The organism is Psychrobacter sp. S1-30-MNA-CIBAN-0213, from assembly GCF_040309845.1.
GTDB lineage: Bacteria > Pseudomonadota > Gammaproteobacteria > Pseudomonadales > Moraxellaceae > Psychrobacter.
Genome location: NZ_JBEOPE010000016.1, coordinates 1 through 13,801, shown reverse-complemented (window position 1 = coordinate 13,801; position 13,801 = coordinate 1). Strand labels below are relative to the sequence as shown.

Genomic DNA, 13,801 nt, shown 5'->3' with positions numbered 1-13,801 from the left:
GTGCATTAACCCAAAGCAATTTGAACATCAACGCCCGCCGCTAAATCTAACTTCATTAACGCGTCCACAGTTTTGTCAGTAGGTTGAACGATATCAACCATACGCTTATGAGTACGGATTTCGTACTGATCACGAGCGTCTTTATTGACGTGTGGCGAGGTTAGAACGTTGAAGCGCTCAATGCGAGTCGGCAACGGTACAGGACCACAAACTTGCGCACCGGTGCGCTTTGCAGTATCAACAATCTCTTGTGCAGATTGATCAATCAGACGATGATCAAAAGACTTAAGACGGATACGGATTCTCTGGTTAGCCATGCCAGCAAGCTCCTAATATGTGCTTTTATCATTCTTGCTTTGCAAGTAAATGAGTAAAAGCCGTTTGGTTAAATATTCACTTAAAGCGGCCTTCTGTTCTTAACCAGAATGAGTTCGTTAACGGAACTTATAGCGTACTAAAAGCAAAATAGTTTAAAGCCCCGCCGACCCTTCCATTATAGGATGTCAGCAAAGGCATAATGAAATAGTGCTAGAAACGATGCTCTAGCTGTCATAGCGCCAGCTTTTTTATTGGCCGCGCATATATAATTCAGTGGTGTATATTATACATAGTATTTATCTGATTGCAAGACCAATATCTAGAACACTCAACAGCATTATTAAAATTAGTTCACTTCAAAGTTAATCACTATCTATTATTAGTTATATATATTTGACTAATTTCTAAAATGAACTATTACAACTCTATTGACTACTTAACGTTTTAATTGCTTCATTCAAAACGCTAATGTCGAAGACTAGTTACCGTCTAGTCTAATACAATATCATACTGCTCTTGGGTATATAGGTTTTCTACTTCAAAAGTAATAACTCGTCCTAATAAGTATTCAAGATCTGCAACTGTATCCGCTTCTGAGGTGAGTAATAAGTCAATAACGGCAGCATGAGCCACGACTGTAAACTTCTTTGGAGAGTTATAAGTACGAGCGCAGCGCATCATTTCACGAAATATCTCAAAGCAGACTGTTTCGGCTGTTTTGACAAAGCCGCGACCCTGGCATGTCGAGCAAGGCTCGCATAGTTGCTGCCCTAACGACTCACGTGTCCGTTTACGTGTCATCTCTACCAGACCAAGCTCACTGACTTGGGTGATATTAGTCTTGGCATAATCTTGAGTAAGCTGTTCTTGTAAGCTTGTCAGTACATCATCTTTATGTTCTTGCTCTAGCATATCGATGAAATCTAGAATAATAATGCCACCCAAATTACGCAGACGTATTTGACGGGCGATTGCATGTGTGGCTTCAAGATTGGTCTTATAGACAGTATCTTCTAATGAACGTCCACCGACAAATGAGCCCGTATTGACATCAATAGTCGTCATCGCTTCGGTTTGATCAATAATCAGATAACCACCAGATTTTAAATCAACACGACGTTTTAAGGCATCGCGTAAGTCTTCTTCAACTCGATGCACATCAAACAGTGATTGCTCAGCAGTGTAGTGAACAATGCGATCATAGACAAAGGGCACAAACTCTTTAGCAAAATGCCGTACTTGCTCGTAGATTTGCGTATTGTCAACGATGACTTTTTCGGTGTCTGCATGTACCAAGTCACGAATAGAGCGTAGCGGTAAAGACAGCTCTTGATAAATAAGCTCTGAGCTTTGATGGTGATTCATCTCTTGTCGACGCGCACAAATAGTTCGCCAGAGCTGCACAAGATAATAAATGTCTTCTTCAAGCTTATCGACAGGTACGCGCTCAGCCGCCGTACGCGCAATCAAACCACCTTTTAAATTGACTGTCTGCATCAGACTGGTCAGCTCAGTTTTGAGACGCGTGCGTTCATCATCACTATCAATACGCTGGGAGATACCAACATGATCGCTTGATGGCAAATATACTAGATAACGTGATGGTAATGAGACGTTGGTAGTCAGACGTGCGCCTTTACTACCTAATTGATCTTTAGTCACTTGTACTAAAATACGCTGACTTTCATGCAGGCGATGTTGGATAAGTGTCTTACTAGGTGCAGCTACGATCTCAGTGGTCTTTGCGCTGACAACAGGTGGTGTTATCTCCAGACTGTCGGCTAATGTTGCTCCAGTGTCCGTCGAATCCACGGCCTCTGGTATAGATTGGTTTTTATTCTTTGAAGTGGGTCGTGGTTCACGCTGCATATCATTGACATGTAAAAAAGCCGTACGTGACTGACCAATATCTACAAATGCAGCCTGCATTCCTGGTAATACACGTACCACCGTACCCAAATAAATATTGCCTACTAATCCTAATTTATGATGGCGCTCTATGTAAATCTCGCCGAGCACACCATTATCCAAGACAGCCACGCGGCATTCCATGGGACTGACATTAATCAGCAGCTCTTCAGACATATTGTTTTTCTCTTATTGCTTATAGTTCTTATAAATAGTTCTTATAAATAGTATAGTGATGAATAGCTCTTTAATAAAAATATAGCTTTCTGAACTTGTAGTGTAACAAACGTCTTAGGGTACTGCCCACCATCCTGCCGTGTCATTATGTGACTGATTACTTTTGCATGCGTCTCTTCAATGCCATTTACTCTTATAAACCGTAGATATTATGGCTTTTAGTTGCTTCATCAATTAATGCTAGCGTTTGTGCTAAGGGTAATCCTACGACGTTAGTGTAGCTACCATTAATACTCGTTACCCAAGCAGCGGCTAGACCCTGAATAGCGTAACCACCAGCTTTATCAGCAGGCTCATCGCTATCCCAGTAATCACTCATCATATCTTGCGTTAACGGGATAAAAGTGACCTCAGTAGACTCAATGATTTGCTTTTGCCATACCACTTTTAACGGCTCATTACTTAATTGTTTATCAGCATCTGTCGTTGGCTTAGCAGGAAGCAATGCTACTAAGGTCGCTTGTACAGCAGTCCATACTTGATGAGTATTATCAGACATCTGCTGCCACATACTATAGGCATGAGCGCGATCTGCTGGCTTGACCAGCACGGTCTTACCATCAGGCAGTACACCAATAGTGTCGGCTGTTAAAATTATAAATGGCGTAATTGTTTTAGATAGCTGAGAGCTATTACCTTGATAGTCTAGGTTTAACTGGGCAATAGCGGCATCGGCTTTAGCAGCAATCATCCGTAGAATATAGTCTTTTGGAGATTCGTTATCATATGGCGTCTCATCAATATCAACGCTCATAATAGTCAAATCAAGCTGGGCACTGGAAAGAAGCTCTTGACGACGCGGCGAACCAGAAGCCAATAGGATATCCATCACTACTCTCTTATTGTCATAATGTTTTATAATTTTAGAACTATCAGTGAGGCACTGAAACTCACTAAGCACTTATTGTATTCGACATAGGTAACGTGCAAATTTTAGCGAGTAAATCCACGTAATATTAATAGTATGATTGGCCAGCTTAAGATACTCATTAATAAAGATAACCCCGATTGTGCGACAAACAGGTTTTGAGTCATTAGCTGCAATACCCATAAGCTTAGTTGAAAAACGATTAACCCTACCGCTGCTAAAAACCAAGCACTAAGCGTATTTAATTGCTTTATCTGAATGCTACATACCCTAAGTGCTAATACCATCACTACCGCTGCGAATGCTTGTTGACCAAGGTGAGTATCCATTAATAAGTCAGCAGCAATACCAACAGTGAATGCTGTGAAAATACCAACGTAGCGTGGTTGAAATAATAACCAAAATATCAGCACCATAATCATGATCATGGGACGTAAGGTTGCTATGGTCGGGCTTAATGGATAGACATTAGGTGACGAAGCAACCACAAAGCTTAGTATGATTGCGAGCAGCATCTTACTAGGTGAATGCTCAGAGTTTGAAAGCGCCATGAGTGCTTGCCTTAACGTTTATTTAGCGACTGGCAGGTATTGATGACTGGGTGTCAACGTGCACTATTTTATCTTGCAGGATTAGTACATAAGCATTATCAACAAAATTGGCAGCAGGTGATACCTCGATGCTTCTAAAGTTATCAGCTTGCGTATCTTTAATACGAGCAATACGGCCTACTCGATAGCCTGCTGGAATACGTCCGCCAAGACCAGAAGACACTAACTCATCGCCAATACGTACGTCTGAGGTTTTGAATACGTAGTTAAGCCTTAGTGAGGTTGGGATACCCGCACCTGTGACGATTGCGCGTTGACCAGTACGCTTGATGGTTACTGCGACTGATTGCTGTTCATCAGTGATCAATAACAAGCGGCTGGTATTAGGATATACATTAATAATTTGTCCCAAAATACCGTTTTCATCAATAACTGTTTGCCCAACTTGGACACCATCTTGAGCGCCCTTATTAAGTACAACGATTTGCTTAAGCAAATTGGTATCTGTACCGATTACTTGTGCTAAATTCAGATCAAACAAGTCAGGCTTGGTAGTTGACAAAATGCCTTGCAAGCGTGCGTTTTGTGCCAAGACATAATCTTGCTGCTGGAGCTTTGCTTGTGCATGAATAAGTTGCGACTTTAGTTGTACGTTTTCGCGGCGCAACGCTTCTTTTGATTGCACGCTACCACGTACCCAATGCTCAGCATAGCTTGGCAATAAAGAAAACTCATAGATAGGCTGCATGGCTGCATGGCTGATACTGCGAACAGGCTTGAACCACTCTGGATTTTTGCTATCAAACCACATGACTATTAGCGCCACTATTAATACAATAACAGTCCTACGAAGTGCGAGTGGTTGACGGGCAAAAATACTTGGGATCATAGGGCATCTAATTTGATCGGTACCCAGCGCGGGGTATAAAGCCATCACACATAAGAGATGACGACATATGCTAGTTATTAATGTGACAAAGGCAGTCTCGTTGACCGCCTCTGTGCAGATATTTTCTTTGGCTTAGATTTATCACCTAAAATGTATCTAAAGGCGCTTTAATAATCAAAAACGCTTATACAAAAATCATATTCAAGCTTTTGTTATTAATGAAATCAAGCGCGATGCCACCGCCACGGCTAACACAGGTCAGTGGATCTTCTGCGACAGTAACTGGTAGACCAGTCTCTTTTGAGATGAGCTTGTCCAAATCACGTAGCAATGCGCCACCACCAGTCAAGACAATTCCACGTTCTGCAATATCCGATGATAACTCAGGCGGAGTCTGCTCAAGTGCTGCTTTTACTGCGCTCACGATACCACTTAATGGATCGCTTAGTGCTTTTTGAATCTCTTCTGAATTGATCGTAAACGTCTTAGGTACGCCTTCTGCCATACTACGACCACGAACCTCTACTTCTAAATTGCTATCTTCGTTAAGCGCTGAACCTACTTCTTGTTTAATACGCTCAGCTGTGGTTTCACCAATCACGCAACCATGTGTACGGCGTACGTGGGTAATGATGGCATCATCGAACATATCACCGCCAATCCGGATTGACTCTGCATACACACAACCAGATAGCGCAATAACAGCAATCTCAGTAGTACCGCCGCCGATGTCAACAACCATTGAGCCACTAGCTTCGTGTACCGGCATGCCCGCACCAATAGCCGCTGCCATCGGCTCTTCTAATAACAATACCTTGTTAGCGCCTGCTGATGATACCGCTTCACGAATAGCCTTGCGCTCAACCAAAGTAGATTTGCAAGGTACGCAAACTACTACATTGGGCTGTGCCATAAAACGCTTGGCTTTTACTTTGGCAATAAAATGCTTCAGCATCTTTTGCGTCACTTCAAAGTCAGCAATGACACCGTCTTTTAATGGACGAATAGCCGTAATATTGGCAGGTGTTCGCCCTAGCATTTGCTTGGCATCAAGACCGACAGCAGCGACGGTAGGGTTTTGGGTACGGTTGCTACGTAAAGCGACCACTGTAGGCTCGTCGAGCACCACACCTTTATTAGGAATAAAGATTAAGGTGTTCGCAGTACCAAGGTCGATAGCGATATTATTTGATAAAAATCCAAACGGGTTCATTAATATATCCAGCGGCTTACAAATGAGGCGAATGAGATGACTGAGGCGGTGCTCGTCGGTATTGAGTAGATTGTAGTCAGGTGCTCAGATTAGCAAAAGCGTATCTTTGCGACAAGTTGAATCCGAGCAATAATGACTAAAAGCCAAAAGTGAGCTAAATTATACCGATTTAGCTCAAAAAAAACACAGATATTTGCATCAGAAAGTCAGGATTTTAGTTTGAAACGCTAAAAGTTGTTACAAAGTTTGAAATAGTAGTAAATACTATTCAACTTAATGAAACATCATTTAATTCAATAACTAACAAGGCTCTATCAACAGTTGACAATTTTGCTCAATAGCAGGTGCATACTGTAACGTATTTCAGAACACAATGGGTGAGCAATTAGGAATGAAACATTAACTATACGGTCAGTTTTACAAACCATTCTATCTTGGTTGATATTATGCATCAATCAGGCGCCCTGCTCTGTAAACTTGGGTCAGATGCTTTATAATAAGCCAACTCTATATGAGATTCTTTAGCACTTATCTATTTTAGTTTTATTATTTACTTATATTAGGGCGTGTTCTTAATCTGAACAAGTGAACCTCTAATGGACTAATAGTCGCTTAATTGCTAATCGTTCAATTAATAAATACTTACTCTAACAAAAACTGTCCTTCACTGGAGAAATTATGTCACAGCAACCAGCAACGTCTGACAGCAACGTCAGCCGTGAAGAAATCTTAGAAGTTGCCAACCTTGCACGTTTAGGTGTTGATGAAAATACGGCGAGCAGCTATGCCGATGATATTAGTAAAGTATTAAAGCTGATGCATACTCTTAGCAACGTTGATACGACTGATATCAAACCATTATCGAATATCCATGAAGCTTGCCAAGAATTGCGTGCTGACGTTGCCAAACACGACATTAACCGCGAACGTAATCAATCGGTCGCGCCTGCTGTAGAAGATGGCCTGTATCTAGTGCCACAAGTTATTGAGTAATTTGTTCTACTTATTTTTGCGCTTATTTTATCCTATTTTACGCTATTAACATCTTGACGGACGACACCCTATGTCTGAACTTCATCTATTAAGTACCCAGCAACTCATTACGGGCTTGCAAGACAAACAATTCAGCAGCCTTGAGCTGACCGAACATTACATCAAGCGCATAGACGCGCTAGATAGCAAGATTAACAGCTTTATTACTCATACCTCGGAGACTGCCCGAGCGCAAGCGCAAGCAGCAGACGAGATGCGTGCACAAGGTGATAAAAGACGCTTATTGGGCGTGCCTATGGCGCATAAAGATATCTTTTGTACCCAAGGCGTATTAACGACTTGTGGCTCAAAAATGCTGCATAACTTCGTCTCACCTTATAACGCCACTATTGTCTCTAACATTGATAAAGCGGGCATGATTAGCCTTGGTAAGCTCAATATGGATGAGTTTGCGATGGGCTCAGACAACAGCAGCTCTTATTATGGTACCGTACAAAACCCTTGGGATCTAGAACGCGTTCCAGGTGGCTCTTCTGGTGGTAGTGCCGCCGCTGTTGCCGCAGGTTTTATCCCAGTCGCAACCGGTAGTGACACGGGCGGCTCTATTCGTCAGCCTGCCTCATTTTGCGGCTTAACAGGCATCAAACCGACTTACGGTCGCGTATCGCGTTTCGGTATGATTGCCTACGCTTCAAGTCTAGACCAAGCCGGCAGTATGGGTCGTAGCGCTAAAGATTGCGCCTATCTATTACAACCAATGATTGGTCACGATCCACGCGATGCAACCTCTATCAAACATGATATGCCGGACTACGTGCAAGACCTCAATGACGCAGAAGCTGCTGCTGGCGATAAGCCATTTGATGGTTTACGTATTGGTGTCGCTAAAGAATATTTTAGTAAAGGGCTTAATGCTGAAGTAGAACAATCGGTACGTGCTGCTCTGAAGAAGTATGAAGAACTAGGCGCGACAATCGTAGAAGTGAACATCACTGACCCTGATATCACGCTTGCGACTTACTATATGTTAGCGCCTGCAGAAGCGTCTTCGAACCTGTCGCGCTTCGATGGCGTGCGTTTTGGTTATCGCTGTGAAAACCCAACCGATCTCATCGATTTATACACGCGCTCACGCTCTGAAGGCTTTGGTCCTGAAGTACAGCGCCGTATCTTGACAGGTACGTATGCGCTGTCTGCTGGTTATTTTGACGCTTATTATACTAAAGCACAAAAAATACGCCGCTTAATCGTTAAAGACTTCGAAGACGCTTTTGCCAACTGTGATGTCATTGCCAGTCCAACTGCACCAACGGCTGCTTATAAGCTTGCTGAAGATCTTGACCCTGCAACCATGTATTTGGGCGATGTTTATACAATCGCGGTTAACTTAGCCGGTCTACCTGCGCTCAGCCAGCCAGTTGGTCTGACCTCAGAAGGCTTACCTGTTGGCTTGCAACTAATTGGTCAATATTGGCAAGAAAGCAAGCTGCTAGCTACCGCGCATCTATTCCAGCAGCATACAGATCACCATTTACAACACTCTACTATCGCGAAGGAGACGGTATAATGAACACAGCAACTACTACTGATAACAATGCCGTCCGCAAACACGCTGTTCGTAAAGAGCTATTCGTCGATGGTTATGAAGTAGTCATCGGTATCGAAATCCACTGCCAGCTGAATACAGAGAGTAAGATATTCTCCAGCGCACCGACTGACTTCGGTCATGAGCCAAACAGCCAAGCCAGTATCGTAGATTTAGGCTTGCCAGGTGTGTTGCCAGTTCTAAATGCTGGCGTGGTCGATCGTGCGCTAAAATTCGGGATTGGTGTCAATGCTGAACTGGGGCTATTTAATACCTTTGACCGCAAAAACTACTTCTACCCTGACTTGCCTAAAGGCTATCAAATTACCCAAATGGCCAACCCTATCGTTGGCGAAGGTTATATCGATGTCATAGTCAATGAAGGCGAGAAAAACGAATACCCTAAACGTATGGGCATCACCCGCGCGCATTTAGAAGAAGACGCTGGCAAGTCAGTTCATGATGCCGTCGATGGTATGACTGGTGTGGATCTGAACCGTGCTGGTACACCACTGATCGAAATCGTCTCTGAGCCTGATATGCGCTCAGCTCACGAAGCACTGGCCTATATCAAAGCCATTCATCAGCTGGTCACTTGGCTAGGTATCTCAGATGCGGTCATGGCAGAAGGGTCATTCCGCTGCGACTGTAACGTCTCTGTGCGTAAGCCTGGCGCAGAATTGGGTACGCGTACTGAACTCAAAAACCTAAACTCGTTCCGCTTTATCGAACGCGCCATCAATCGTGAAATCGAGCGTCAAATCGACATCATCGAAGACGGCGGTAAAGTTATCCAAGCAACGATGCTTTATGATCCAGAGCGCGACGAAACTCGCACCATGCGTACCAAAGAAGACGCCAACGACTATCGCTACTTCCCTGATCCTGACCTACTCCCTGTACGTATCGAGCAGCATACTGTTGATGCGATTAAAGCAGCCATGCCTGAGCTACCTGTTGCCCGTCGTGCACGTTTTGAAGAAGCGCTTGGTCTATCAGAATATGATGCTCGTATTTTAACCGGTAGTCGTCAGCTTGCTGATTACTTCGAAGATGTTGTTGCCGAAGTGGGACAGCAAGATGCGAAGATGGCAGCTAACTGGGTCATGGGCGATCTACTGGGTGCACTGAATAAAGATGATAAAGACATCATCGACTCCCCTATCAGCGCCAAGCAATTGGCTGGCATGCTAGCGCGTATCAAAGACGATACGCTATCTGGCAAATTGGCTAAGAAGGTCTTTAGCGCCCTGTATGAGCGCGAAGGCGGCAACGATGATGATGCAGCAGATAAAATCATCGAAGAGAAAGGTCTTAAGCAAGAAACGGATACGGGCGCTATCAAAGCTATCGTTGAAGAAGTCATCGCGAAAAACCAACCGATGGTGGAAGAGTATCGCGGCGGTAAAGAGAAAGCCTTTAACGGTCTGGTTGGTCAAGTGATGAAAGCCAGCCGCGGTAGTGCTAACCCGCAGCAAGTGAACCAAATCCTAAAAGAGCTATTGGGTTAAGGTAAATGGCGAAGTAGTTATGTTGACTATGATACGTAGAATCGTGTTGTAAAAATCGAGCAAAATAAATAGCTCTTGCAATACGTGCGATTTTGCGTAAAATAGTCAGTCATTCGGGGCGTAGCGCAGTCTGGTAGCGCACTACACTGGGGGTGTAGGGGTCGCAGGTTCAAATCCTGCCGTTCCGACCAAACATAGTAGTTAAAGAGAAAAGCCAATCATTGTTATCAATGGTTGGCTTTTTTTGTGTTAAATTTGGCTGATAATTGTGTGATGATTCATTAAGCAAATAATAACAAATATTTTGCAAGGCTAAGTCCAATCACCTAAAATCAGCCGATCACACACCTTTAAGATGACTTTTATTTATTTTTCTTTAAGTGTATAGAGGTGTGAAATATGAAAAGTCTTAGTGATTATTTAAATACTGAAGACACTGTTAAATTTATCAAAGAGGTGACGAAAGTATCTTTTTTTAATAAAGGTAACTTATTTGACCTTGTAGTAAAAAAAGAGCTACAGCCTATAATTTATTTTGATGGTTATGGCTCAACATGGAGAAACAAATTATATTCACCATACCCCGAAGATTTTGAAGATATGAACGAATGGTCAGAAGGTATAGAACACTTAGCACAATCAAATCATGTCAAAGGGTATTTTTATATCTTACATGGTGAAGCTATCATAAATTCTAAAATTCCAATAGCACACAGACGTTTCATTATCCAAAATCTAGTAGGTTATCAAATAATACTTGACTCCTCTTTACCAAATCGAGGATCAAACTCAAAAGGAGATATATTTAGGAGAACGCCCTTGTATGTGACTGACCTTATTGTATTGTCTAATGAAAATCCAAAAGATGAGATTATAGACCCGTATTTTAGTGAAAGCGATATTAAATTTTATGTTTTGGATCTAATAAACATGATTGAAAAAAATGGATATTATTCAGATGACGAGGCGATTAAGCCAAACCAACATGCCGATGATGAGCCAACACACCATAAAAGCGTAGGTTCTATGCAAGCTTTAGTGACTACGCTTATTAAAATGGCTGAATATGACAAAGCAGACCTAACCGATCCTTATGGAGAGCTTAATAAGCTTATTCAAGCCAAAGCTGAGACGTTAGGACTGTCTGTTAAAAAAGACTTTATTGCAAAATGGTTAAAGAAGGCCAATGAGGTTCTATAGAACTTTGCCATTTTCTATATAGAACTATCGAACAACTCTACCTCATAAAATAGCAACCATAAGCCGCATCAACCAAGTTACGGTAAATATGGAGCTATGCACATGACACACTTAGAAAAATCTAAAATCTCAACCAGCGCAAAATTATCAGTCCAAAAGCTATTCAACAAACCACCCAAATGGTCGTTTGCCATATTGAGATTTCTGATCATTATCCTAGTACCTTTATTATCAAATGCACCAGATATTTACCTTAACTTTTATACAGTTAATATCATACTTTAACTTTAGAAAATATGATGAAAAGCCAGCCATTGAATCCAATGACTGGCTTTTTTTATACTAACTACTATTAATTCAGTACTACACAGACGCTTTAGTAATCGCACTCAGCGCTTCGTTAATTTCAAAAGTTTTAGACTTAATATCTGTAAATCCAAAAGACTCTAAACGCTCGGTATGTTTGGCAAGGTATCTGTTGGCATCATCTAAGTTGTCAAACACATAAATACCGCCAGCTTCTTGCGTCTCTTTATTTTCTGTCCATAGCTTATAGACCAGACCATTTTCAGTGGCGATGTCTTCAGCGAGCTCTTTCATCGATTCAAAGAACTCATTGCCAAAAGGGCAAAATGACGCATATGCAAACTAAGCAGTTTCGCACGGTGTGGGTCGATACCGAAAACCATGGACAAGTAAAAATTGATAAGCGTTATGGCGTCATAAAAGGGCGATTCTTTTTGCCAATGAACATGGCTAATTTTAGCCACTCAGATATGCCTACTTGGCTAGCACCCAGCTTTCCGATGCATCAATGGTGCGATAAGAATGACAAAGCATGTCTCGCAACCATTAACATGGTGAAACTCAGACGCGCAAATTATATCGAATGGTTTACTAGGCGCGGATTTTATGACTTACGTCAATCGCGTCAATCACAAATATCTTGGCCAGACAATACTTTGCCTACGACAGGGCTATATTTTGAAGGCGATAGACCGATCGTTATTTATCCTGAGCAGCGCGACCAAAAAAATAATGAATCCTAAGTAGCTGCTATCAAACTAAAATGTTACTTTTCCTCTTCAACTGATAACTCAATCAAATTACCAAGAATAACGTCCGTATAAGCTAATCTCACTGCGCTGGGCTTTCTCTGAATCAAGACTATCAGTGAGCAGTTTAATACCGCCATATTGACTGTCTACGGCCAAACCCAATGCTTGCGTCTGCGGCTCTATCAAACCAGTAATAGTAACAGGATAAGTATCATTTCTGGTTTGATAGCCTGCTGATAGCTGATACAAGTCTTGGATATCATTGACTTGACCATGCATACCGAGCTGCCATTGGTTGTCTAGTTGATGCATAAGACTACCCTCAACTCGCCATGGCAATGTCTGCGTGACGTCATCAGTATCCAGCTGACCTCCGGTCATATCTATAGGTCGTCTATTTACATCGTAATCTAGTACATATTTAGTACTGGGCGTGTCTTTCCAGTGCATACGTCCAAGGAGATCGTAACCACGGATCGACAACTGAGTACTGTCCGATAACTTCCCTGTCAGATTTACATCTAACGAATAACCATAACCCGCTGGTTTTTCAGGATACCAATTTAGGTCTTCCTCCCCAAGCGCTGGCTCATCATAATAGTAATCTACATAAGTCTCCGTTTTATTTAAACGATCTATATTTCCAACTATCTCACCATCAGGAAACGCTTGTGACGTGACATTTCCCATAGCATTACCTTCAAGTACGTGTAGCCCTTTCCAAATATTGGCATAAGTTGTTAGCTGCCAATTAGCAGCTATCTGCTGGGTAAAACCCACATTCGCACCGATACGTTCATTATGCTGTGCTTCTAACTCTAACGCATAGGTTTGGTTCTGATTAGGTATTTGCTTGTTTTGATACTGCCAATACAAATCTGCGGTCTCTTGATTAAATGTCATCATATAATCATAACGCCACGCTAGACCATAGCTAATGGGACTATCAGCTTGGCGCACATTAATTGACGCGCGCCCCTGTGCGTAGGCGTGCTTGCCAGAATCTAAAGGCGCATCCCAATCCTTAATAAAAGCAGCAATTGGCTGCGCTGGACTATGAGCAGTTGCCATCATTGTCCAATCAATCTGTAGAGCTGGCTTTTTAGATGCAATAGATGGCGTGGATAATAAAGAAGTCGTCAAACTCCTCTCTGAAGTTAACGCATCATTAGTAACTTGATAAGTCATCGGTGACTCTTGCGCCATAGCAGAGATTGAAATACCTGTACTTATGATAACCAATATATTGCGTGTGATAGAGACCATTTGATAGCGTACCTGAGAAGACTCAATAGATTGAGGTGGGAGTAAAGTTTGTATAAATGGCATATGGGTGGATGAGCGCAAGGAGAGCATAAAATTATTCCATGAATTAAAAGGCATAAAAAAGAGACGAGCCTTTCCTAAAAAGTGTGTAACTGCTTATAATCCACTAACCGGAGACTAAGCAATGACTAACCAATCTGACAT

Annotated in this window: 13 protein-coding genes and 1 tRNA gene; 6 read left to right on the top strand and 8 right to left on the bottom strand. The window is 42.3% G+C overall.

Annotated elements, in window-relative coordinates; all coding sequences use genetic code 11:
* Positions 1 to 5: 5 nt before the first annotated feature.
* The 6 genes from rpsJ to AAEY87_RS12550 all read right to left on the bottom strand — a co-directional run bounded on the left by rpsJ (position 6) and on the right by AAEY87_RS12550 (position 5,984).
* Positions 6 to 317, bottom strand: a complete 312-nt coding sequence (gene rpsJ / locus AAEY87_RS12575; RefSeq protein WP_010196670.1) for a 30S ribosomal protein S10 — start codon at positions 315 to 317, stop codon at positions 6 to 8.
* 490 nt (positions 318 to 807) lie between these two features.
* Entirely contained in the window at positions 808 to 2,403 is a 1,596-nt protein-coding gene (locus AAEY87_RS12570) for an Rne/Rng family ribonuclease (RefSeq protein WP_350657442.1), read from the bottom strand.
* 193 nt (positions 2,404 to 2,596) lie between these two features.
* On the bottom strand, positions 2,597 to 3,292 hold the full coding sequence (locus tag AAEY87_RS12565) for a Maf family protein (protein WP_350657441.1): 696 nt from the start codon (positions 3,290 to 3,292) through the stop codon (positions 2,597 to 2,599).
* A gap of 104 nt (positions 3,293 to 3,396) precedes the next feature.
* Entirely contained in the window at positions 3,397 to 3,882 is a 486-nt protein-coding gene (gene mreD / locus AAEY87_RS12560) for a rod shape-determining protein MreD (RefSeq protein ID WP_068034589.1), read from the bottom strand.
* Positions 3,883 to 3,904: 22 nt separating this feature from the next.
* Positions 3,905 to 4,771 carry a rod shape-determining protein MreC gene (gene mreC, locus AAEY87_RS12555; protein WP_068034586.1) on the bottom strand — a complete coding sequence of 289 codons (867 nt, stop codon included), beginning with the start codon at positions 4,769 to 4,771 and terminating at the stop codon, positions 3,905 to 3,907.
* Between the two features lie 184 nt (positions 4,772 to 4,955).
* Positions 4,956 to 5,984 carry a rod shape-determining protein gene (locus AAEY87_RS12550; protein ID WP_068034585.1) on the bottom strand — a complete coding sequence of 343 codons (1,029 nt, stop codon included), beginning with the start codon at positions 5,982 to 5,984 and terminating at the stop codon, positions 4,956 to 4,958.
* 678 nt (positions 5,985 to 6,662) lie between these two features.
* On the opposite strand from AAEY87_RS12550, the gene gatC reads away from it, so the two are divergent.
* The 5 genes from gatC to AAEY87_RS12525 all read left to right on the top strand — a co-directional run bounded on the left by gatC (position 6,663) and on the right by AAEY87_RS12525 (position 11,273).
* The gene (gene gatC / locus AAEY87_RS12545) at positions 6,663 to 6,977 is read left to right on the top strand and encodes an Asp-tRNA(Asn)/Glu-tRNA(Gln) amidotransferase subunit GatC (RefSeq protein WP_068034583.1); all 315 of its coding nucleotides are present in this window, start codon (positions 6,663 to 6,665) and stop codon (positions 6,975 to 6,977) included.
* A gap of 70 nt (positions 6,978 to 7,047) precedes the next feature.
* Positions 7,048 to 8,544 (top strand): Asp-tRNA(Asn)/Glu-tRNA(Gln) amidotransferase subunit GatA, encoded by a 1,497-nt coding sequence (gene gatA, locus AAEY87_RS12540; protein WP_350657440.1) that lies wholly within the window; start codon positions 7,048 to 7,050, stop codon positions 8,542 to 8,544.
* Positions 8,544 to 10,073 (top strand): Asp-tRNA(Asn)/Glu-tRNA(Gln) amidotransferase subunit GatB, encoded by a 1,530-nt coding sequence (gatB, locus tag AAEY87_RS12535; RefSeq protein ID WP_350657439.1) that lies wholly within the window; start codon positions 8,544 to 8,546, stop codon positions 10,071 to 10,073. The genes gatA and gatB overlap by 1 nt, the downstream gene beginning before the upstream one ends.
* 114 nt (positions 10,074 to 10,187) lie before the next feature.
* Positions 10,188 to 10,264 (top strand) — tRNA-Pro (locus AAEY87_RS12530).
* Between the two features lie 208 nt (positions 10,265 to 10,472).
* Positions 10,473 to 11,273 carry a hypothetical protein gene (locus AAEY87_RS12525; RefSeq protein ID WP_350657438.1) on the top strand — a complete coding sequence of 267 codons (801 nt, stop codon included), beginning with the start codon at positions 10,473 to 10,475 and terminating at the stop codon, positions 11,271 to 11,273.
* Positions 11,274 to 11,636: 363 nt separating this feature from the next.
* Here AAEY87_RS12525 and AAEY87_RS12520 read toward each other — a convergent pair whose 3' ends face one another.
* The gene (locus AAEY87_RS12520; RefSeq protein WP_350657437.1) at positions 11,637 to 11,873 is read right to left on the bottom strand and encodes a monooxygenase; all 237 of its coding nucleotides are present in this window, start codon (positions 11,871 to 11,873) and stop codon (positions 11,637 to 11,639) included.
* A 32-nt stretch (positions 11,874 to 11,905) separates the two neighbouring features.
* Here AAEY87_RS12520 and AAEY87_RS12515 point away from each other — a divergent pair, with 32 nt between their 5' ends.
* Positions 11,906 to 12,322 carry a hypothetical protein gene (locus AAEY87_RS12515; protein WP_350657436.1) on the top strand — a complete coding sequence of 139 codons (417 nt, stop codon included), beginning with the start codon at positions 11,906 to 11,908 and terminating at the stop codon, positions 12,320 to 12,322.
* Positions 12,323 to 12,379: 57 nt separating this feature from the next.
* Here the strand turns inward: AAEY87_RS12515 and AAEY87_RS12510 are convergent, their stop codons facing one another.
* Complete coding sequence (locus AAEY87_RS12510) at positions 12,380 to 13,714, bottom strand: hypothetical protein (RefSeq protein WP_350657435.1); 1,335 nt, start codon at positions 13,712 to 13,714, stop codon at positions 12,380 to 12,382.
* Between the last annotated feature and the right edge of the window lie 87 nt (positions 13,715 to 13,801).

Bases quoted from the DNA above. Each gene is read 5' to 3' on its own strand.
- AAEY87_RS12510 (WP_350657435.1), bottom strand. From the start codon at position 13,714: ATGCCTTTTAATTCATGGAATAATTTTATGCTCTCCTTGCGCTCATCC.
- mreC (WP_068034586.1), bottom strand. From the start codon at position 4,771: ATGATCCCAAGTATTTTTGCCCGTCAACCACTCGCACTTCGTAGGACT.
- gatB (WP_350657439.1), top strand. From the start codon at position 8,544: ATGAACACAGCAACTACTACTGATAACAATGCCGTCCGCAAACACGCT.
- gatC (WP_068034583.1), top strand. From the start codon at position 6,663: ATGTCACAGCAACCAGCAACGTCTGACAGCAACGTCAGCCGTGAAGAA.
- AAEY87_RS12520 (WP_350657437.1), bottom strand. From the start codon at position 11,873: ATGAAAGAGCTCGCTGAAGACATCGCCACTGAAAATGGTCTGGTCTAT.
- AAEY87_RS12570 (WP_350657442.1), bottom strand. From the start codon at position 2,403: ATGTCTGAAGAGCTGCTGATTAATGTCAGTCCCATGGAATGCCGCGTG.
- AAEY87_RS12515 (WP_350657436.1), top strand. From the start codon at position 11,906: ATGACGCATATGCAAACTAAGCAGTTTCGCACGGTGTGGGTCGATACC.
- AAEY87_RS12565 (WP_350657441.1), bottom strand. From the start codon at position 3,292: ATGGATATCCTATTGGCTTCTGGTTCGCCGCGTCGTCAAGAGCTTCTT.
- gatA (WP_350657440.1), top strand. From the start codon at position 7,048: ATGTCTGAACTTCATCTATTAAGTACCCAGCAACTCATTACGGGCTTG.
- AAEY87_RS12525 (WP_350657438.1), top strand. From the start codon at position 10,473: ATGAAAAGTCTTAGTGATTATTTAAATACTGAAGACACTGTTAAATTT.
- mreD (WP_068034589.1), bottom strand. From the start codon at position 3,882: ATGGCGCTTTCAAACTCTGAGCATTCACCTAGTAAGATGCTGCTCGCA.
- rpsJ (WP_010196670.1), bottom strand. From the start codon at position 317: ATGGCTAACCAGAGAATCCGTATCCGTCTTAAGTCTTTTGATCATCGT.
- AAEY87_RS12550 (WP_068034585.1), bottom strand. From the start codon at position 5,984: ATGAACCCGTTTGGATTTTTATCAAATAATATCGCTATCGACCTTGGT.